This window comes from Galbibacter sp., from assembly GCF_048266365.1.
GTDB lineage: Bacteria > Bacteroidota > Bacteroidia > Flavobacteriales > Flavobacteriaceae > Galbibacter.
On the sequence record NZ_JBLWZP010000002.1, the window covers coordinates 316,568 to 337,262 of the forward strand.

Annotated in this window: 17 protein-coding genes; 13 read left to right on the forward strand and 4 right to left on the reverse strand. The window is 37.8% G+C overall.

From position 1 onward, the window contains the following. Window positions 1-125 precede the first annotated feature (125 nt). The 3 genes from gap to ACN0TV_RS04380 all read right to left on the reverse strand — a co-directional run bounded on the left by gap (window position 126) and on the right by ACN0TV_RS04380 (window position 6,870). Complete coding sequence (gene gap, locus ACN0TV_RS04370) at window positions 126-1,127, reverse strand: type I glyceraldehyde-3-phosphate dehydrogenase (protein WP_417360496.1); 1,002 nt, start codon at window positions 1,125-1,127, stop codon at window positions 126-128. Between the two features lie 41 nt (window positions 1,128-1,168). Beyond that, window positions 1,169-2,155, reverse strand: a complete 987-nt coding sequence (pfkA, locus tag ACN0TV_RS04375; protein ID WP_417360498.1) for a 6-phosphofructokinase — start codon at window positions 2,153-2,155, stop codon at window positions 1,169-1,171. Window positions 2,156-2,430: 275 nt separating this feature from the next. Beyond that, on the reverse strand, window positions 2,431-6,870 hold the full coding sequence (locus tag ACN0TV_RS04380) for a translocation/assembly module TamB domain-containing protein (protein WP_417360500.1): 4,440 nt from the start codon (window positions 6,868-6,870) through the stop codon (window positions 2,431-2,433). Window positions 6,871-6,967: 97 nt separating this feature from the next. Between ACN0TV_RS04380 and tsaD the strand changes: the two genes are divergently transcribed. Then, window positions 6,968-7,990, forward strand: a complete 1,023-nt coding sequence (gene tsaD, locus ACN0TV_RS04385) for a tRNA (adenosine(37)-N6)-threonylcarbamoyltransferase complex transferase subunit TsaD (protein WP_417360502.1) — start codon at window positions 6,968-6,970, stop codon at window positions 7,988-7,990. Between the two features lie 74 nt (window positions 7,991-8,064). Next, window positions 8,065-8,784, forward strand: a complete 720-nt coding sequence (locus tag ACN0TV_RS04390) for a 16S rRNA (uracil(1498)-N(3))-methyltransferase (RefSeq protein ID WP_417360504.1) — start codon at window positions 8,065-8,067, stop codon at window positions 8,782-8,784. Between the two features lie 18 nt (window positions 8,785-8,802). On the opposite strand, the gene ACN0TV_RS04395 is transcribed toward ACN0TV_RS04390, so the two are convergent. Then, window positions 8,803-9,273 (reverse strand): Lrp/AsnC family transcriptional regulator, encoded by a 471-nt coding sequence (locus tag ACN0TV_RS04395; RefSeq protein WP_417360506.1) that lies wholly within the window; start codon window positions 9,271-9,273, stop codon window positions 8,803-8,805. A 146-nt stretch (window positions 9,274-9,419) separates the two neighbouring features. On the opposite strand from ACN0TV_RS04395, the gene ACN0TV_RS04400 reads away from it, so the two are divergent. From ACN0TV_RS04400 to ribB, 11 genes are all read left to right on the forward strand, one after another. Continuing rightward, window positions 9,420-10,622, forward strand: coding sequence for a PLP-dependent transferase (locus tag ACN0TV_RS04400; protein ID WP_417360508.1), 1,203 nt, complete (start codon window positions 9,420-9,422; stop codon window positions 10,620-10,622). Window positions 10,623-10,891: 269 nt separating this feature from the next. Beyond that, entirely contained in the window at window positions 10,892-12,346 is a 1,455-nt protein-coding gene (gene nhaC / locus ACN0TV_RS04405; protein WP_417360510.1) for a Na+/H+ antiporter NhaC, read from the forward strand. 207 nt (window positions 12,347-12,553) lie between these two features. Further along, window positions 12,554-13,192 (forward strand): peroxiredoxin, encoded by a 639-nt coding sequence (locus ACN0TV_RS04410; RefSeq protein WP_417360512.1) that lies wholly within the window; start codon window positions 12,554-12,556, stop codon window positions 13,190-13,192. A 12-nt stretch (window positions 13,193-13,204) separates the two neighbouring features. Beyond that, window positions 13,205-13,519 carry a thioredoxin family protein gene (locus ACN0TV_RS04415; RefSeq protein WP_417360948.1) on the forward strand — a complete coding sequence of 105 codons (315 nt, stop codon included), beginning with the start codon at window positions 13,205-13,207 and terminating at the stop codon, window positions 13,517-13,519. Beyond that, the gene (locus ACN0TV_RS04420; protein WP_417360514.1) at window positions 13,500-13,760 is read left to right on the forward strand and encodes a DUF6952 family protein; all 261 of its coding nucleotides are present in this window, start codon (window positions 13,500-13,502) and stop codon (window positions 13,758-13,760) included. The genes ACN0TV_RS04415 and ACN0TV_RS04420 overlap by 20 nt, the downstream gene beginning before the upstream one ends. 185 nt (window positions 13,761-13,945) lie before the next feature. Continuing rightward, window positions 13,946-14,449 carry a thiol peroxidase gene (gene tpx, locus ACN0TV_RS04425; RefSeq protein WP_417360516.1) on the forward strand — a complete coding sequence of 168 codons (504 nt, stop codon included), beginning with the start codon at window positions 13,946-13,948 and terminating at the stop codon, window positions 14,447-14,449. Further along, on the forward strand, window positions 14,446-14,805 hold the full coding sequence (locus ACN0TV_RS04430; RefSeq protein WP_417360518.1) for a diacylglycerol kinase: 360 nt from the start codon (window positions 14,446-14,448) through the stop codon (window positions 14,803-14,805). The genes tpx and ACN0TV_RS04430 overlap by 4 nt, the downstream gene beginning before the upstream one ends. Before the next feature lie 61 nt (window positions 14,806-14,866). Then, a complete protein-coding gene (locus tag ACN0TV_RS04435) occupies window positions 14,867-17,299 on the forward strand; it encodes a DNA translocase FtsK (RefSeq protein WP_417360520.1) in 2,433 nt (810 codons plus the stop codon). A gap of 26 nt (window positions 17,300-17,325) precedes the next feature. Continuing rightward, a complete protein-coding gene (locus ACN0TV_RS04440) occupies window positions 17,326-17,973 on the forward strand; it encodes a LolA family protein (RefSeq protein ID WP_417360522.1) in 648 nt (215 codons plus the stop codon). A gap of 72 nt (window positions 17,974-18,045) precedes the next feature. Beyond that, window positions 18,046-19,497 carry an LptF/LptG family permease gene (locus tag ACN0TV_RS04445; protein ID WP_417360523.1) on the forward strand — a complete coding sequence of 484 codons (1,452 nt, stop codon included), beginning with the start codon at window positions 18,046-18,048 and terminating at the stop codon, window positions 19,495-19,497. 23 nt (window positions 19,498-19,520) lie between these two features. Further along, complete coding sequence (gene ribB, locus ACN0TV_RS04450) at window positions 19,521-20,672, forward strand: 3,4-dihydroxy-2-butanone-4-phosphate synthase (protein ID WP_417360525.1); 1,152 nt, start codon at window positions 19,521-19,523, stop codon at window positions 20,670-20,672. The last annotated feature ends 23 nt before the right edge of the window (window positions 20,673-20,695 follow it).

Here is a 20,695-nt window from a genome sequence, read left to right on the forward strand (position 1 = left end):
CACCAGGGAATAATTTGAAGTGTTAGCAATCCTCAAATTATTCCCCATAAAGGTGAAACACAAAATTAGTTTAGTTTAGTATTTAGCGCAATACAAGTATCCAATTACGGAATACTATGATTGAATTATAACGCAGTAATATACGTAGCTAGATCAACCAATTTGTTAGAATATCCAGTTTCGTTATCATACCATGAAACGACTTTGAAAAATTTAGAATTCAACTCGATTCCAGCACCAGCATCAAAAACACTAGTATCAGTCTCTCCAACAAAATCTTGAGACACAACAGCCTCATCAGTATAACCTAAGACTCCTTTTAATTCATTCTCAGAAGCGTATTTCATCGCTTTCTTAATTTCTTCGTAAGAAGTTTCTTTCTCCAAACGCACAGTCAAATCCACTACAGAAACATCCGCAGTAGGTACTCTGAATGCCATACCTGTAAGTTTACCTTCCAATGATGGAATAACTTTAGTTACTGCTTTTGCAGCTCCAGTAGCCGCAGGAATGATATTTAATAGTGCACTACGTCCACCTCTATAATCTTTTCTAGAAGGACCATCTACAGTTAATTGAGTCGCTGTAGTAGCATGCACTGTAGTCATTAACGCTTCTTCAATACCGAAGTTATCGTTCAAAACTTTAGCAAGTGGCGCTAAACAGTTTGTAGTACAAGATGCGTTTGAAACAATTTTATCAGAAGCTTTAACGTCTTTGTGATTAACTCCCATTACAAACATTGGAGCATCTTTAGAAGGTGCAGAAATAACTACTTTCTTAGCGCCAGCATCCAAATGGTATTGTGCAGTATCCAAGGTTGTAAATATACCAGTACATTCAGCAACGATATCAGCATCTACCTCATCCCATTTCAAGTTTTTAGGATCTCTTTCTGCAGTAATTCTTACGGTCTTACCATCTACAACTAGATTTCCGTTTTTTACCTCAATAGTTCCATCAAACCTGCCGTGAACAGAATCATACTCCAATAGATAAGCCAAATGTTCTACATCCAATAAGTCATTGATCGCAACTACTTCAACATTTGATCTTTTCAAAGTTGCTCTAAAGACCAATCTTCCTATACGTCCAAATCCGTTTATTCCAATTTTAACTGTTGACATTTTATTCTAAATTTTAATTAATTTTTATGTTAATATTATTTTTAGGTCGACATTATTTCACAAACCCTCATAAGTTCTGCATCGACAGAAGACTTACCTTTTATAGCATCTATAATCGGGGTGATAACAATCTCGTCTTTAATCATTCCTACCATGTAATTTGATTTGCCCTCCATTAGAGATTCCACCGCTCTTACTCCCATTCTACTAGCTAGTACGCGATCGAAACAAGTTGGCGCTCCTCCTCTTTGCATATGGCCGAGCACTGAAACTCGAATATCATAGTTGGGTAAATTCTCCTCAACATATTCGGCAAGCTCAAATACACTCTTACCTGTTTTGTCACCTTCTGCGACCACAACGATACTTGAAGACTTCCCTGTTTTTCTACTGCGTTCCAAAGACTCTAAGAGTTGCTCTAGACCACGATTTGCTTCTGGAATAAGTATTTCCTCAGCACCTGCACCAAGACCAGCGTTTAAAGCGATGTGACCGCAATCTCTTCCCATTACCTCGATAAAGAACAATCGATCGTGGGAGCTCGCGGTATCACGAATCCTATCAATAGCGTCAACTACTGTGTTTAATGCCGTATCATATCCTAGGGTATACATTGTACCGTCAATATCATTGTCGATAGTACCAGGTATTCCCAGTATCGGGAAGTTGTACTCCTCATTAAAAAGCATACCACCGGTAAAGGTTCCATCACCACCGATAAGAACCAAGGCATCGATATCATTCTTTATCAATTGAGCATGGGCTTTTGCCCTGCCCTCTTTAGTTTTGAATTCTTGAGAACGAGCAGATTTTAAGAAAGTACCTCCTCTATTAATGATATTTCGAACGCTTCTAGCACTAAGATCTTCAAAATCACCTTCAATAAGGCCTTGATACCCTCTATAGATACCAACACATTTTATATGATGATAAGCACAAGTCCTCGCTACTGCACGAATCGCCGCATTCATTCCCGGAGCATCACCACCGGAGGTCAATACTCCTATTTTCTTGATGTTTGTAGACATTAAATTGTATTATTTTGGTACGTAAAACTACCAAAGAATTTTCAATTTTGTCTTATAGTTTTCATTAAAAATCAATTATTAAACGATTCAATCGTTTTCGTTAGCAAATTATTAACAAAAGTGCTAATTTATTTTAAAGAATATCTTCATTTAGAAGCGATATATTCATCATTTTGCTTGATTTTCTGAGGTCTATAAAAAAATATATTGTTTGAAATCCAGTAGGTTTAAAAATCAATTAAGTACGGTCAAAGATGAAAAATCTAAGATTTGTTTTAGTCTTTTTCCTTAGATTTTTTAGTACGAAAATTCACCAGACCATTGCCCATCGATTCTTCCTCCTCACTCACCTCTTCTTCCTCTGGTTGTTCTAGCCCAAAGCCTTGCGAATAACTCTCGGTTCTGCCTTCTAATATTCGTTTAACCAGCTCACGGAAGGTATCAAACTCAACTTGATAAGACAAGCCAACTCCTTGGGTATACCCCTGTTGTTGTGCAAAGAATTGTTGAATTTCACTCTCTCTATTAAAGATTCTGGCGATGAGACTTCCATCATGATTGAGTAGTATTTGTATTTCCACATCACCAGCAACCACTGTCTCAGTTACCCCTCCAACGGGCACTCCTATTTTTCCGTTGATTAAAATGCGTTCACTTATTTGAGTTGAAACCGTTACCCCTAGTCGATCCTCGGACACATAATCCAATTCTGGATTACGCTCACCAATTTCATATGAAACACCTACATCAAACTTCCCTTCACCAGCATTCAACACCTGATTAAACAAGCTTGAAGCCGTTTGTACAAGATTGCCAGTCACTGCAGTCTGGTTGATGCTCAACTCATCGAGAAAAACACCCTGGGACAATAGTGAGAATGCCTGTAACTCCCGCTTAGCATTATCATCCAAATGGTATTGCAGTTCAGAGGTCACCACAGCGTTGGTATTAGGGAAAGTTATTTCATAATCCAGAGTAGGCTGCATCAGTTGTCCTTCCAGTCGAATGGTCACATCGGTGGCAATCTTCCTGGTGATTTGAGCATTATCCATCAAGACCGCAGGATTCGCATACAACGAATACTTAGCCGCGATATTCATATCCGCATCATCGACTGGATCACCTTCCCAAATGATAGTTCCTCCTGGTTGTACCACAAATCGCTTGTTGATAAATCCACCATATTTAAATAGATACTCACCTGTATAGGTTATAAAGTCACCATACATATTAAACTTGCCGTTGGTGTTTATTTCGATCAGGAGGTTTCCCGCTCCAGTTCCCTTAAGGGTGCTCCTTGTCTTTGGATCCACCACGATTTCAATTTCTGCTTGTGGCGTTACGTCCAAATCAAACTGCATCTCAATACCTTGTACATCAGCAATCTTTCTTTGAGCCCCTTCGGCATCTGTTTCATTCTTATCAATAAAATTGATAAAGGAGGTGTCTCCAATTTCAGTAACATCACTTAAAGGGATCACAAAACTCGTTCCTTTTTCAGTACGCGCATTTACATCGATATTTAAGATTTCACTCGTTAGGCCATAGAGTTGTGCCTTCCCACTAATAAAGCCCGTACCATAATACAGTGCATCCACGGAAGCTTTGGTGTTTAACACCAAGAAGCGATCCCCTTTAGTATCAATATAAAGATCTAAGTACCAATCCCTAAAATGGTCATAAGTTATTGAACCACTCAGGCTCATTTTTGTATTGTATTGGGTATCGGTAAAAATAAGATCCTCCAAAACAAATGACCTTCCCTCCAGCTTTACGTTTGCCAGCTTTGGCATATTCATATCCACATTTAAGTAAGGGATCTTCAAGCCTCCATCTTGGATTTGTAAGTCACCACTCATTTCAGGATTCTCTACGGCTCCAAATAATTTAAAGTCACCCGAGGCAAATCCTCTAATATTGGAAATGACTTCCGCTCCCAGTGGACTGAGTATCTTTAAATTTAGATTGTCCAGGTGGCCGTTGAGATCGATACGAGTACCTGTTGGATCGGCATTTATATTTCCTAATATATTTAAGGACTCTTTTGAGTCATTAACAATTTTGGCATTGACACCGTACTGCGTAAGATCCTGATTTCCAAGAATTGACAAAAATAGATTTCCCAATGGCAAATCATTCACTTCAAAGTCAGAAATCTTCACATTCGAAGAAGGCGTATAAATTTTGTTTCGCTGTAAAACATTGAGATACCCATCAACCGTACCACCCAATTTCAAACTATCTATATCCGGGAGTATCTTCTCCAAATTCACATTTTCAAATTCGAGGTCAACGTCCTTGTAAGTACTGTCGATCAACATACCCTCAAGGCGAATTTGTTCCTCTTGGTAATTCATCACCACTTGGCTGATATTAACGGTATCTAAAGTCTTGCTAAAACTAACCTTATTATCCGTATTATTATTAGCGTTGATAATCCAATCACGCCCTTTAAAACCTAATTTAGAGCGCTTAAGCCCTATCACAGACTCTTGTTTGTCATTAAAGGTATGGTAGAAGTTAAGATTGTAGATATCGTTAAACTGTTTCCCTCCCTTGAATTCCGTTCTAAAAAATAGGGTGTCATCGATCTTAGTATTAATTAACCTAAAATCACTGACATCATAAATATTCGATTCGATTTCTTTTACATCTACATAAGTATTGTAAAGCGGATTCTTATTGTCTATTTCGATCTGTATCTGATCAAATTCATTTCCAGAAGCACGGATTTTCGGTGAAATAAATTTCAATTTAAAATCTTCCTGATCCGCCACAACTGATCCCTTGATAGAGGTGTTACTTCCAAATTCGAGCTCCGGAAAGAATACTCCGACAATTTTATTGTAGATTTTAAAGTCAAAATCTACGTATTGTCCAGGAGTTACGGGTTCCGGATTATAATTGGTATATATACTTCCAATGGAGTTTTTGATGATATGCCCTAGTTCTCTAACCCTGTATTTTCCACGTAATGAGCCTGTAATTATATCCGGCGAATTAATTGCGATAATGCGTTCTTCACCAATAAATTCCGAAGTAACTGTAAAGTCATCAAAGTAATAACTATCGTTTTGATTGGTGTAATTTGTTTTACGGAAACTGATCTCCCCTGCTAGATCATACAAGGAATTTCCGGACATATCCGCGGTAATATTTCCTTTAAAAACCGAGATGCTATCACGACTTACAAAGTTTAATTTATTAAGGTCTACGTTGCGAACCGAGGCTACGAATTTAAATTCATTGGTAGCTCCCGATAAATCTGCCAATCCTTTAAAAGCAATATCAAAATTCTCATCCACCGAGGTTATTGAACCATCGAAAAGCTGTTCTTTTACAATCCCTGATACCTTAATTCCATTATACTCATATCCATTATATACAATTGAATACAACTCTCCTATAACTTCTGTATTAAGTGTTTCTTGTTCAAATCCATACCCATCGACACTGACATCTAGACTAGTCTCTCCCAGTAAGTCATTTTCCAAAAACACCCCCAAATCAAAATCCTGTAACGACAAGGTACCCTTATAAGCAGCATCGTCGGAATGATTGATATTTGTTAAGGTCAAATCCGAAAATCCTTTTCCGATATCCGAGATTAAATTCACCTTAGCATATACGGATTCCTCCGTAATTCTCATATTTCCGAATATAGAAAGCTGCCCAAATCGACTAAAGGAATTTGGCAAAGCTTTCCCAAGAATCCCTGGCAATAGTCCGATTAGTTGACTGTAATTTGAAGACACATTTCTCGCATGCACATCAATACTAAACTCTTTATCCTGCTCAAACATATTGTGGAACACAAAATCACCATCAATGAGTGTATGTCCAGAGGTCATGTAAAGATTATCCATTTTCAATTGATTCAAGTAGCCGCTGAAATCAGCTGAAAGTTCTATTTGCTTCTGTTTTCCAAACTCATCAAAATACAAGTTTATCTCATCGAGAGCCACACTCGATTCTCTAAAGTTACCACTGATTTTGACCTTGTTCAAAAAGTCTTTAAAATCTCCTAACTCATAGTCAAAAACGGCCTGGCCTTGAATATTCGATCCAGGAGTTTCGATATGTAGGCTATCTAAACGCATTTGAGATTTGGCATAGGAAAACTCGCTCTCCAGATGATTGACAACAACACCTTTTTTCGAAGTGAAGTTAAGATCCCTCACCTTCAAACTAACTTCGGGACCTAGAATCAAAAAATCATCTGATTCTATATTTAAATTTTCTAGGCCTAAAATAACGGGGTTCTCCTTATTTTCATCTATTAGTCTATACTCGCTATCCTTGACGCTTATATGTGTAGAGGTCATTAAGAAAGGATTTTCAGGATCCCCTTCCCCTTCATCAAGCTTTTCTACAAAAACGTTTAAATTGGTATCCGATTCTCCTTTATAAGTTTTCATATTGAACAACAGCTGATCAACCTCAATAGGTCCAAACTCTAAATCACCGGAGACCAACCTTCTTATATTCACAATCGAAGTATTCAGTTTATCGATGTAAATTAAGGTATCCTTCTTATAGTCTTCCACATAAACACCCTTAATGTGAACATCACCCCAAAATGGGATAAATTGGATTTCATCAATGTTTATGTTGGTACTATAGGTTTGATTTAAGAAATTTGTCGCTCGTTTGGCGAGATGCGTTTGAACGACAGGTAGGGACAGAAAAAAACTTACCAAAAATAGTATAAGCAACAATGTAAGGAGCGATCGAATTAATATTTTCCTTAGTTTTTTGATAGTTTTTTATGTTTTACCTTTGTTACTCCAATTTTTATATTTCAAAGATATTATGAATACCCAAGATGTTTATATACTTGCCATAGAATCTTCATGTGATGATACATCTGCGGCTGTTCTGTTAAACGACCAGGTATTGAGCAATGTTGTTGCGAGCCAGAAAATTCACGAAGAATACGGAGGGGTTGTACCCGAACTTGCCTCCAGAGCGCACCAACAAAATATTGTACCAGTAGTTCATCAAGCGTTAAGCAAGGCAAATATCGATAAAAAACAATTATCTGCAATAGCTTTTACTCGTGGACCTGGATTAATGGGTTCATTATTAGTCGGAACCTCTTTTGCAAAATCACTATCCCTTGCCCTTGACATTCCACTTATAGAGGTTAATCACATGCAGGCACATATCTTGGCGCATTTTATAAAGGAAAAAGACACACCCAAACCTGAGTTTCCTTTTCTCGCCCTAACCATTAGTGGCGGACATACTCAAATTGTAAAAGTTAGCAATTATTTTGAAATGGAAATCCTAGGTGAAACTCTGGATGATGCTGTAGGTGAAGCTTTTGATAAATCTGCAAAAATACTTGGGCTCCCCTATCCTGGCGGACCATTAGTTGATAAGTTAGCCCGAGAGGGTAATCCTAAAGCCTTCCCTTTTCCAAAACCTAAGGTGCAGGATCTTAATTTCAGCTTCAGCGGACTTAAAACCGCAGTGCTTTACTTTGTACAGAAACAAACCAAATTTCAATCGAATTTTATTGAAGAAAATCTTGCAGACATTTGTGCTTCCATTCAATACACCATTATTAATATTTTAATGGACAAACTAAAAAAAGCCTCAAATATCACAGGAATAAAGCACATTGCCATAGGCGGTGGCGTCTCTGCAAATTCTGGTATACGCAAAGCCTTAAAGGATGGTGAAAAAAAATACAGATGGAAAACTTATGTACCAAAATTTGAATACACCACTGACAATGCTGCTATGATTGGTATTGTAGGTTACTACAAATATTTGGATAAGGATTTCACGGATCAAGGAGTTGCAGCCAAAGCCCGATTTTCGTTATAACAAAGCAAAAGATTCAGTAGTTCACTAGCTGATGGGTCAAACCATCCAATATTCATCTAAAAATCAAACCATATATGCAGCTATTTTACGCACCAGATTTAGTCGAAACATCCAAAGAATATCAATTTGATAAGGAAGAAAGTCGTCATATCCACAAAGTTCTTCGTAAAACACTTGGAGATATTCTTCAAATCACCAATGGAAAAGGCTGGGTATTTGAAGCAAAAATTATTGCCTCTGATGCAAAACACTGCAGTGTTCAAATACTGAGATCAACATTCAGTAAACCAAGGAGTTATCGCCTACATATGGCAGTTGCACCTACAAAAATGAATGATCGTTTTGAATGGTTCTTAGAAAAAGCAACTGAAATTGGAATTGATGAAATTACTCCTATTATCTGCGATCATTCGGAGCGAAAAGTAATCAAATTAGAACGGCTGGAAAAAATCATCCAATCAGCGGCAAAACAATCACTCAATCCATACCTCCCTCTACTTCACCCACAAGCATCCTTTACTAATTTTATAAGCAATGTTACCAAAGAGCAATCAAACCAACAGCTGTTTATCGCTCATTGTGAGGATCAAGAGAAACTCCTATTACAAGATGCAGTGATAAAACAACAGGATACGCTTATACTTATTGGACCCGAAGGAGACTTTTCAATTTCAGAAATCAATACAGCCCTCGCTCATAATTTCAACCCTGTGAGTCTTGGTAAATCTCGCTTAAGAACAGAGACGGCAGCCATTGTAGCCTGCCATACTTTCGCTCTCAAAAATCAGCACTAAATAACATCAAGCGTTAAATTATAGTTTTAAAACGGTAGTGCTTTTTACTTCCTCAATCATAAATACGCTGTGGGTACTCCCGATATGACTTAAGGTGGTCAATTTTGAGGTCATAAACTCCCTATAAGCCTCCATATCCGCTACATTGATTTTTAGCATATAATCATAATCACCACTTACGTGATAACATTCCAAGACTTCCGGCAACTGAACAACCTGCTCTTCAAAGCCCGTAAGTTGTTCTTTTATGTGTTGGGTCAGTCTAACATGACAAAAAACCACAAACGCCATGTTAGTTTTACGACGATCCAATAAGGCCGTATACTTTTGAATAACTTCTTGTTTTTCAAGCTTCCTAATACGTTCATACACCGCTGTCTTTGACAGATTCAACTTCAAAGCCAGCGCTTTAGTGGTCTGTTTTGCATCGTTTTGCAATAGTTCAAGCAGCTTTCTGTCTACGGGATCTAGTTTTACGATCTGACTCATATTCTATAAATAAAATTAAAGATTAACATATTTAGACTAATATACTATAATATAGAATAATTCAGAATAAAAATCTAAAATTTAATGAATACATTGATAATAATACATTAGAATCGTTTCTTTATAGAATATAAATAATAAATAAAATGAAATACAAACCAGCAAATAATATCCAAGATTTACAGTATTTCGGTGAGTTCGGAGGTGTCAACCCCTCCATTTCAGACTCCTCTACATACACCTTCCTGTCGGCGAAAACAATGTTTGACACTTTCGAAGGCAATACCGAAGGTTGTTATCTATATAGTAGACATTCCTCCCCGTCTAACCTTTATTTGGGGGAAGCATTGGCGGCAATGGAAAACTGTGAAACCGCAAATGTTACAGCCAGTGGAATGGGCGCCATTACTGCTACTATTTTACAACTTTGTAATGCCGGTGATCACATTGTTTCCAGTAGAACCATCTACGGAGGTACTTATGCTTTCATGAAAAACTTCCTGCCAAAATTTAACATCCAATGCAGTTTTGTAGATAGTACAGACCTTAAGGCGGTCGAAGATAGCATTACAGATCAGACCAAAATGATCTATTGCGAAAGCCTCAGCAACCCCTTGCTGGAAGTCACGGATATTGCGGCTTTATCTATACTGGCAAAAAAATACAAGTTGCCACTTGTGGTAGATAACACCTTTTCTCCCTTAAGCATCACGCCTTCAATATTAGGTGCCGATATTGTAATTCACAGTCTCACTAAGTTTATCAATGGAAGTAGTGATGCGGTGGGTGGTGTGGTTTGCGGTACTACGGATTTTTGCCTGAGTTTAAAAGATGTTAATCAAGGTGCGGGTATGTTACTCGGGAGTACATTGGACAGCCTCAGGGCTTCCTCCATTTTAAAAAACTTAAGAACACTTCATATTAGAATTAAAAAGCATAGTGAAAATGCATTATTCTTGGCAGAAAATTTTGAAAAAGCAGGTCTTAAAGTCGTCTATCCAGGCTTAAGCTCTCATCCAGGTCATCAGACATTCAAGGCACAGATGAATCCAGAATACGGCTTTGGAGGATTATTAACCTTAGATGTCGGTAATCTAGAAAAAGCTAACCAACTCATGGAAATGATGCAAAGAGAAAACCTTGGATACCTCGCTGTAAGCTTAGGATTTTACAAAACTTTATTTAGCGCCTCCGGAAGCTCAACCTCTTCCGAGATCCCAGAAGAAGAGCAACGTCAGATGGGCCTAAGTGATGGGCTTATTCGATTCTCCATAGGTTTAGATAACGACATCAACAGAAGTTACGAGCATATGATGGACTGTATGCGAAAATTAGAAATCCTAAAATAAATATACATCGAGCACCTTAATCAGGTGTGAGAAATACTATAGGGTTCGTGGTAGTACTTTAAATGTAAAGGTGGTTTTTTCAAAAAAGCCACCTGCTACCACACCATTCAATTTCCGGCCTCAATACGAGACAGTTACTTGGATAAAATGGAGAAAAACACCTGCTTAATCCCAAGTTAAAATCCAACTTTCCTTAAGTCATAGTTCCAATTCTATAAAAACTTTGTATTTTTCCGCATATTTAATATCACTTTAGTACCACTCGATTAATGGAAGACGAAAAAATCATTCAAAATAGAGAACTCTCTATTTGGGAAGCACTGCTCCCAGTTATTCTTTTAGTTGCACTTCTAGCATTCAACGTATTTGTTTATGGGGATGAAGCCCTTTCCGGTTCCAATCAATTTATATTACTTATTGGAGGGGCCATTGCAGCCATAGTAGGTGTTTGTAATAAAGTTAGCTTTGAACGAATGATTGAAGAGGTAGCCAACAATATTAAATCGACTTCTGGTGCCATCCTAATATTACTTTTTGTTGGAGCACTTGCGGGTACCTGGCTCATTAGTGGTGTTATTCCGGCAATGATCTATTACGGACTTCAAATACTTAGTCCAACCTACTTTCTTGCTGCATGCGTAATCATTTGTGCAATCATTTCGGTTGCAACAGGTAGTAGCTGGACCACTTCTGCTACCGTGGGTATTGCTTTAGTAGGTATTGGGGGCGCCTTGGGCATATCTCCAGGCATGACCGCAGGAGCCGTGATATCTGGTGCTTATTTTGGCGATAAGATGTCACCTCTAAGTGACACAACAAATTTAGCTCCAGCCATGGCTGGAACAGATTTATTTACCCATATTCGATACATGGCCTATACAACGGTTCCAACAATGATAGTCACATTGATATTGTTCACAATTATCGGACTAAACTTAGATACTTCTACTATACCTGATACCGCATCTTTATTATCGGCAATTGAGGAATCTTTTGTGATAACACCTTGGCTTTTCATTGTACCCGTAGTGGTTATCTTTTTAATCTTAAAGAAGGCTCCTCCCCTTATGGCACTACTGATAGGAACTTTATTAGGTGCTTTATTCGCTTTAATATTTCAACCTGATGTAGTAAAAGGACTTACTCAGTCTCAAGATCTTAATGTTATAAATGCTTATCAAGGACTGATGAATGCTATCACTATTGAAACTAAGATTACAACTTCCAATGAAATTCTAAACGGCCTGTTTACCGCTGGCGGAATGTCGGGAATGCTCGGTACCATCTGGCTTATACTTTGTGCTATGGTCTTTGGGGGTATCATGGATGCCATAGGGGCCTTAGCTAGAATTAGCAAAACACTACTAAATGCTTTTGATTCAGTCTTTGGTCTTTTTGCCAGTACAGTTGCTAGCTGTCTAGCATTAAACCTTACCGCATCAGACCAATACTTGGCTATTGTTGTGCCAGGAAAAATGTATGCACAAGCCTACAAGGATAAAAACCTCGCACCTCAAAACCTCAGTAGAACACTTGAGGACTCAGGAACGGTCACCTCTGTACTAGTACCATGGAACACCTGTGGAGCATATCAAAGTGGCGTATTAGGGGTCGATACCACTGCATATTTCGGCTATGCTTTCTTCAATTATCTGAGCCCTTTTACAACATTGCTCTTCGCAGCGTTTCAAATTAAAATAAAGCAATTAACTGAAAAAAAGTAATTCTAAATTTATAGGCAAAGAACTTGCTGAATCAGCATCTTTTTTGCGCTAAACTTAGCTATAACACAAAGAAATCACCACTTTACTGTCGCGATTAATAAATCCTATTAACAGATAAATTTATACAATTTAAAAGGAGATAAATAGCTCCCTTTACTTCGTAGCTTTGCAGTACAATAAAACGAAAAAATATAAACTAGTATAATTATGGCATTAGTAGGTAAAAAATTTCCAAGTATTGCAGTTGACGCAATGAATGAAATGGGAGACACATTCAAAATCAACGTTTTGGATGAAGCAGTTAAAAACAACAAAAAAGTTATTCTTTTCTGGTATCCAAAAGACTTTACTTTTGTTTGCCCGACTGAATTACACGCATTCCAAGCGGCTTTAGGAGAATTTGAAAAAAGAAACACCTTAGTAATTGGTGCGTCTTGTGATACTGCTGAGGTTCATTTTGCATGGTTGAATACTCATAAAGATAATGGAGGAATCGAAGGAGTTACCTATCCTATATTAGCGGATTCAAACAGAAACCTTGCAAACATGCTTCGTATACTTGATCTTTCGTCTGAAACTTACAACGAAGAAACTGATTCTTATGTATATGAAGGAGACAATGTAACCTTTAGAGCTACATTTTTAATTGATGAAGAAGGAACTGTTTTCCACGAGAGTGTAAACCACATGCCTGTAGGTAGAAATGTAGGTGAGTTTATTCGCTTAATTGATGCATACACTCACGTTCAAAAGAATGGAGAAGTTTGTCCTGCCAACTGGGAGGAAGGTAAAGAAGCAATGAACGCCGACAGAAATGGTGTTGCTGCTTATTTAAGTGCTAATTAAAAAGTATTCATGATGATAGTAGAATTAGACAAAGACAATTTATCGGATTTGGTAGCTGAGAATGACACTGTATTGGTCCAGTACTCAGCCGGATGGTGCGGGAATTGCCGTATCATGAAACCAAAATTTAAAAAATTTGCTCAGGAAAATGAAAACGCAACCTTTGTGATTGTAGATGCTGAAAAGTTTCCTGAATCAAGAAAGCTCGCTAATGTAGACAACTTACCTACCTTTGCAGCCTTCAAGAAAGGTGAAGTTTTAAACCAGATTCAGACCAATAAAACTGATGTATTAAAATCTTTTATTGATGAAGCTACCTATAATTAGACAAATATCAAGCTTTATCGAATCCAACGATGAGGATTACGTTAATGAAGCTATTGAAACTCTTGAAGCAATCACTGAAGTCTCTTCTCTTAAAGATGAGGAACTCGATGTTATCGGAGAATTAATATCGAACATGTACGGAGCTCTTGAGGTTCAAAAGTTGATGAAGGACGAAGGATTAAATCAAAAAGAAGCTATTAATACTTTTATGAAAAGGGTATTAGGCTCTATCGATAAGTAGATCTCATTACTGGGAAAAAATTGCTATGAAAAGATCATGAAAAGCTACCAAATTGGTAGCTTTTTGTGTTTTAAATCCTTTAAATATTTGCTATCTTTATACTCTAGGTTAGTTTAAATCGTATACATCTAGAACACGGACGATTTACAAGTGATAAAAGGAAAATTAATATAAAAAAATTACAAATGAGCGCAATTACATTACATGGAAACAAGATGAATACTTTAAAAAATCTACCTGAAGTTGGCGGCACGGCACCTGGGTTCAACCTAGTTAACGGAGACCTAGCTACAGTATCTCTTGATGATTTTAAAGGATCTAAAGTAATTCTAAACATCTTTCCAAGTGTAGATACTGGCACCTGTGCTGCTAGTGTGAGGAAGTTCAATGAAGCTGCTGCTGCTTTAGAAAACACTAAAGTATTATGCATCTCTAGAGACCTTCCATTTGCACAAGCGAGATTTTGCGGTGCGGAAGGACTCAACAATGTCGTTTCTTTATCTGATTTCAGAGATCAGAGTTTTGGGAAAGATTATGGAGTAGAACTCGTGGATGGCCCGCTACAAGGATTGTTAAGTCGTGCCGTTGTAGTTCTTGATGAAAATCAAAAGCTACGCTACACGGAGCAAGTATCAGAAGTCTCGGAAGAACCTAACTATAAAGCAGCCTTAGAGGCTCTACAGGATTGAAAAGCTTTATAATAAATAGAATAAGAAGCATTGGATACGCCTTTAAGGGGGCGTATCTGCTTTTTAAAAATGAAGCCAGTATACAAACCCAGGCTGTTATTGCAGTATTGATTACGGTAGCGGGATTTTACTTTCAAATATCTTCAACGGAATGGGCTATTCAACTACTCACCATAGCTGCGGTAATGGGGGCCGAAGGGATGAATACTGCTATTGAAGAAATAGCAGATTTTATACACCCTGAACATCACCAAAGAATTGGCAAAATAAAAGACCTTGCAGCAGGAGCTGTCTTTATTGTAGCTATTGTAGCCATGGTAATTGGCGCTATAATTTACTTTCCGAAAATATTTTAAAAATATAAATAGAAACTGTACGTTTGTAATTAGTACTTTTGCGATAAACAGAGGAATGCCAATGGCCAGAAAACGAAATAAAAAAAACAATACAACTTCAGCTAAAACACGCCCTAAATTTCAGATTTCCAATCAACAAAAAATTATTTTTGGAACTCTTTTAATGCTATTGAGTGTTGCATTTCTCATTGCATTTATCTCTTATTTTGCTACTTGGCAACAAGATCAAAGTCTATTAAAAGAATTTTGGGACAAACAAGTGGAGGCAGAAAATTGGTTGAATAAATTTGGTGCTTCAGTAAGTGACTTTTTCATAAGAAAAGGTTTTGGAATTGCAGCATTTATTTTCCCTATACTCATATTTCAGACTGGTTTATTTTTATTCGTCGGACTTCCATTAAAAAAATTAAACAACAGATGGTTCTGGGGGATCTTAGCTAGTATCTGGATCGCCATATTCTTCGGGTTCTTTGCGGAGACCGCACCAATCTTAGGAGGGGTTATCGGTTTTGAAATGAACGATTTCTTAAGAGCCTATATCGGAAAAATCGGTATTGGATTAGTATTGCTTTTTGCACTAGTTGTCTACTTGGTAAATCGATTAGGAGTAACACCCGAAAAAATACAATCACTGTTTCAGAGCACACAAAAAGAATTTAAAGCCGCCTTTGCTTCAAACAAACAAAAAGCCGAGGCTAACCCAGCTACGGATTTAGTGGAGCCGTCCATAATATCTCAGAAAGAACCTGCGCCAAAGGCTGTAACTAAAGATGAGCAAAACGACATTGCTATAGAAAACTCATTCGAAGTAAAACTAGCCACGGATGATGATACTATTGCGCCCTCTAGCAGCAAGACCAAAAACACTTCTTTTACCACTACACATCAGCCCGAGCAAGACGAGGATCCCGGTTTACAAATAGAGGTTGAAACAACCCAGGAGGAAAATGAAGAAATCGATATTCTTTCTGATCGCTTGGTAAAAGACTTCGGAGAGTTCGATCCAAAGTTAGCACTGAGCAATTACAAATTCCCTACTCTAGAGTTACTCAATGATTACGGGGCAGGTAGTATCACTATCAATCAGGAAGAGCTTGAAGAAAACAAAAATAAAATTGTAGATACCCTTAAGAACTACAAAATTGAAATTTCTCAAATTAAGGCGACTATTGGCCCCACAGTTACCTTATATGAAATTGTTCCCGCAGCAGGTGTTCGTATCTCCAAAATAAAAAACCTTGAGGACGACATCGCCTTATCACTCGCAGCTTTAGGAATTCGGATTATCGCTCCAATTCCAGGTAGAGGAACCATAGGTATAGAGGTCCCAAATAAAAATGCTACCATTGTTTCGATGCGTTCGGTGATCGCTTCCAAAAAGTTTCAAAGTGCGGAAATGGAACTACCGATCGCCTTTGGGAAAAATATTAGCAATGAAACCTTTGTCGTAGACTTAGCTAAAATGCCACACTTACTTATGGCAGGTGCAACTGGACAAGGTAAGTCTGTAGGGCTTAATGCTATTTTGACCTCATTATTGTACAAAAAGCATCCAGCAGAAGTGAAGTTTGTACTGGTTGACCCTAAAAAAGTAGAGCTAACACTGTTCAATAAAATAGAACGCCATTATCTGGCTAAACTACCTGATAGTGAAGAAGCGATCATTACAGATAATACCAAGGTTATTAACACCTTAAACTCATTGTGTATTGAAATGGACAACCGCTATGAGCGCTTAAAAAACGCCATGGTGAGGAATATTAAAGAATACAATACAAAATTCAAGGCTAGAAAATTAAACCCGAATGACGGCCATGAATTCTTACCATACATCGTTTTGGTGATCGATGAGTTCGCAGATTTAATTATGACTGCAGGAAAAGAAGTTGAAACTCCTATTGCAAGGCTAGCCCAATTAGCGCGAGCTATTGGAATACATCTCATCATTGCCACTCAGCGTCCTTCTGTAAATGTAATTACAGGGATTATTAAAGCTAACTTCCCTGCCAGGGTTGCCTTTAGAGTTACCTCAAAGATTGATTCGAGAACTATTCTTGACTCCCCAGGTGCAGATCAACTCATCGGTCGCGGAGATATGCTATATACTCAAGGGAATGACCTCACAAGAATTCAATGTGCTTTTGTGGATACTCCCGAGGTAGAAAAGATCACCGATTTTATCGGTAGCCAAAGAGCTTACCCATCGGCATATGAACTACCAGAATATGTCGGGGAGGATTCTGGCACAAGTCTTGATATTGATGTATCTGACAGAGATGCCTTGTTTAGAGAAGCCGCAGAGGTTATCGTAATTGCACAACAGGGTTCTGCTTCTCTTTTGCAACGTAAACTAAAGCTTGGATACAACCGAGCTGGTAGAATTATTGATCAATTGGAAGCAGCGGGGATTGTGGGACCATTTGAGGGAAGTAAAGCCAGACAAGTCTTAGTTCCAGACATGGTTGCCTTGGATATGCTCTTGAGTAACGAATGAAAAAATTAAAATTTTAAAGACAAAACATGAAAAATCTAATTTTAGCCTTTACCCTACTATGCTTTAGTTTTAACATTAATGCACAAAACGATCCGAAGGCCAAGACATTATTGGATCAAGTATACAATAAGGTAAAAAGTTATGATAACATCTATATTGCCTTCAAATACGCATTAGACAATAGTAAAGAGAACATTCACCAAGAAACTAAAGGTGATGTAACCCTGAAAGGTGACAATTATGTGTTCAACTATTTAGGTGCTACAAAAATATTTGACGGCACCAAGACATATACTATTATCCCGGAAAATGAAGAGGTAGTAATTGAATCCAATGAAAATGCAGAAGAAGGTGCTATTACACCATCAGACATGCTCACCTTTTACACTGAGGGGTACAACTATCAAATGGATATTCTTCAAAATGTGAATGGAAGACAAATACAATATGTTAAATTATTACCTATAGATAGCAATTCAGGAACCAAAGAAATACTTTTGGGTGTGGACGCTAGCACAAAGCACATTTACAATCTAATTGAAGTAGGTGATAACGGTACTAAAACTACCATTACCGTGAGCAGTCTAAAAACAAACGAACCCCTTCCGGATTCGATGTTTAGCTTTGATGAAGACAAATATGAAGGATTAGGGTATTACATTATTAGAAACTAGACTTTGAGAATTTTAGACCGGTATATATTATCACGATTTTTATATAATTTCATCAGTTCCTTTGTCATACTGATGTTTATATTTATTTTCCAGGCCATTTGGTTTTTTATAGACGAATTTGCCGGTAAGGATATCGATTTAGAAATCGTGGGTAAATTCCTCTTCTATTATTCTCCAAACTTGGTTCCTAATGTTTTGCCTTTAACGGTACTTTTGGCTTCCATTATGACCTTTGGAGCCCTAGCAGAGAATTATGAATTCGCTGCCATGAAAGCCTCAGGCATATCCCTTTCTAGAGCCATGCGTAGTCTTATTGTTTTTATCGCATTTCTTAGCTTCGGAACCTTTTTCTTTGCCAATAATGTCATTCCTGCTGCGGAGTACAAATCTTATAACCTCAGAAGGAATATTGCTCAAATGAAGCCTGCTATGGCCATTAGCGAGGGTTCTTTTAGTACCATCGGTGAAGATTTCAGTATGAAGGTGGACGAAAAACACGGGCCAAACGACAACTTATTGAAAAATGTTATTATTCATCAATTATCTAATGGTGGATTAAATAGAAAGGTCATCAAATCAGTAGAGGGTGAACTTATCGGCTCCGAAAATTCAAACATTCTACAGCTCAAACTTCTCGATGGTAATTATTACCAGGACATGGAAGCTAAAAGTAGGGACAAACGAGATAATTACCCCTTTGCAAAGGCTCACTTTGAGGCGTACACCATATTTATGGATCTCTCCGAGCTTAATAATATAGATTTAGAGGAGGAAAAGGTTAAAAATACCTTTAAGATGCTCAATGTCTCTGAGTTAGACTATGCAATAGATTCATTGGCAAGGGACAATGACAAAATATTCACCAATTTCGGAGAGAACATATATAAGAGAACAGGAGCATCCAACATTCAATCCAAACCCCGTATTGACAAAAAAGTTAAAGAACAAACTCCTAAAGGTGATGAAGAATTAACAGAAGCTGAAAAAGAAGAAAAAAGAACGATGCTACATAAAAATATTGATAGCACCATTACCCTTTATCAAGACTACAGACAAAGTCAAATGATCGATATGGCTCTTAACACGGTTAAGAACACCAAATCAACTCTAGAGGGTAAAAAATGGGACTTAAACCGTCGCATAAAACTCTACAATCATCACGTGCTTTCGCTACACCAAAAGTACGCACTAGCATTTGCTTGTTTCATCCTGTTTTTTGTAGGAGCGCCATTGGGTGCTATCATCCGAAAAGGAGGACTCGGACTTCCAATGGTCTTGGCAATCGGCTTGTTTTTGATTTACCATTTTATAAATATTTTCACTAAAAACTACGCAGAAGACGGGAGCCTTTCCCCTGTCCTGGGAGCTTGGGTTGCCACGGTAATTATGCTACCTTTAGGGATTTTCCTAACTAGAAGAGCAACTGCAGACAAAGCATTATTTGATTCTGGTGGTTTACTCACTGTAATAGGTGACTTCTTTAGAAAATTAAACCCAAAGAAGAAATCAGATGCTTCAAATTAAGTATCTTTGAAAAAAAAATTAAAATGAGTACCGATACTATCACCTCTAATGCTGAGATTCGACTTGACACCATAGAAGAAGCTATTGCTGACATCAAAATGGGAAAAGTTATAATCGTAGTTGACGATGAAAATAGAGAGAATGAAGGAGACTTTGTAGCCGCTGGAGATAAGGTGACCCCGGAGGTCGTTAACTTTATGGCACGACATGGTCGTGGACTTATATGTACACCGCTTACCGAAAGGCGTTGTAAAGAACTGGACTTACACCCTATGGTAACTAACAACACGGATCATATGGAGACAGCATTTACTGTTTCTGTGGACCTACGTGGAAATGGGGTTACTACAGGTATATCTGCAGGGGATCGCGCCAAAACAATTCAGGCACTCATCGACCCCAACACCAAGCAATTTGAATTGGCGAGACCAGGACATATATTTCCTTTGGTAGCCAAAGAGGGCGGTGTATTAAGAAGAACCGGTCATACCGAAGCTGCAATTGATTTTGCCCGATTAGCAGGCTTAAATCCTGCAGGTGTGATTTGTGAGATTATGAATGAGGATGGTACTATGGCTAGACTTCCTGAACTCAGTAGAGTTGCCAAGCAGTTCAATCTTAAAATTGTATCCATCGAAGACTTAGTAGCTTATAGAATGCAACATGATAGTCTTATCGAGAAAAAAGAAGACTTTGATATACAAACCAGATTTGGAACCTTTCGACTAAGAGCCTATAAACAAACCACGAACAATCAAGTTCATATTGCATTGACAAAAGGAAGTTGGACAAAGCAGGACTCCGTACTAACGCGGATCAACTCGACTTTGGTCAACAATGATATACTAGGAACCCTTACCAGTAGCATAGACGAAAAGTTAAATAATATGTTCCAGCTTTTGAATCAAGAAGAAAAAGGTGCTATTGTGTTTATAAACAAACACACCAATTCTCTAAACCTACTCAATAGACTAGGCGCATTAAAAGACTTACAAAAAGCTGGTGAATTAAGAGCACCTAAAATGCCTATGGATAATAAGGACTTTGGTATTGGCGCTCAGATTCTTCATGACCTGGGGATTTCTAAAATCCGCCTAATGTCCAATTCGTCACAAACTAAAAGAGTTGGAATCATCGGTTACGGATTAGAAATCGTGGAATATGTAAATTATTAATACTTGATTACTAATTAAATTAA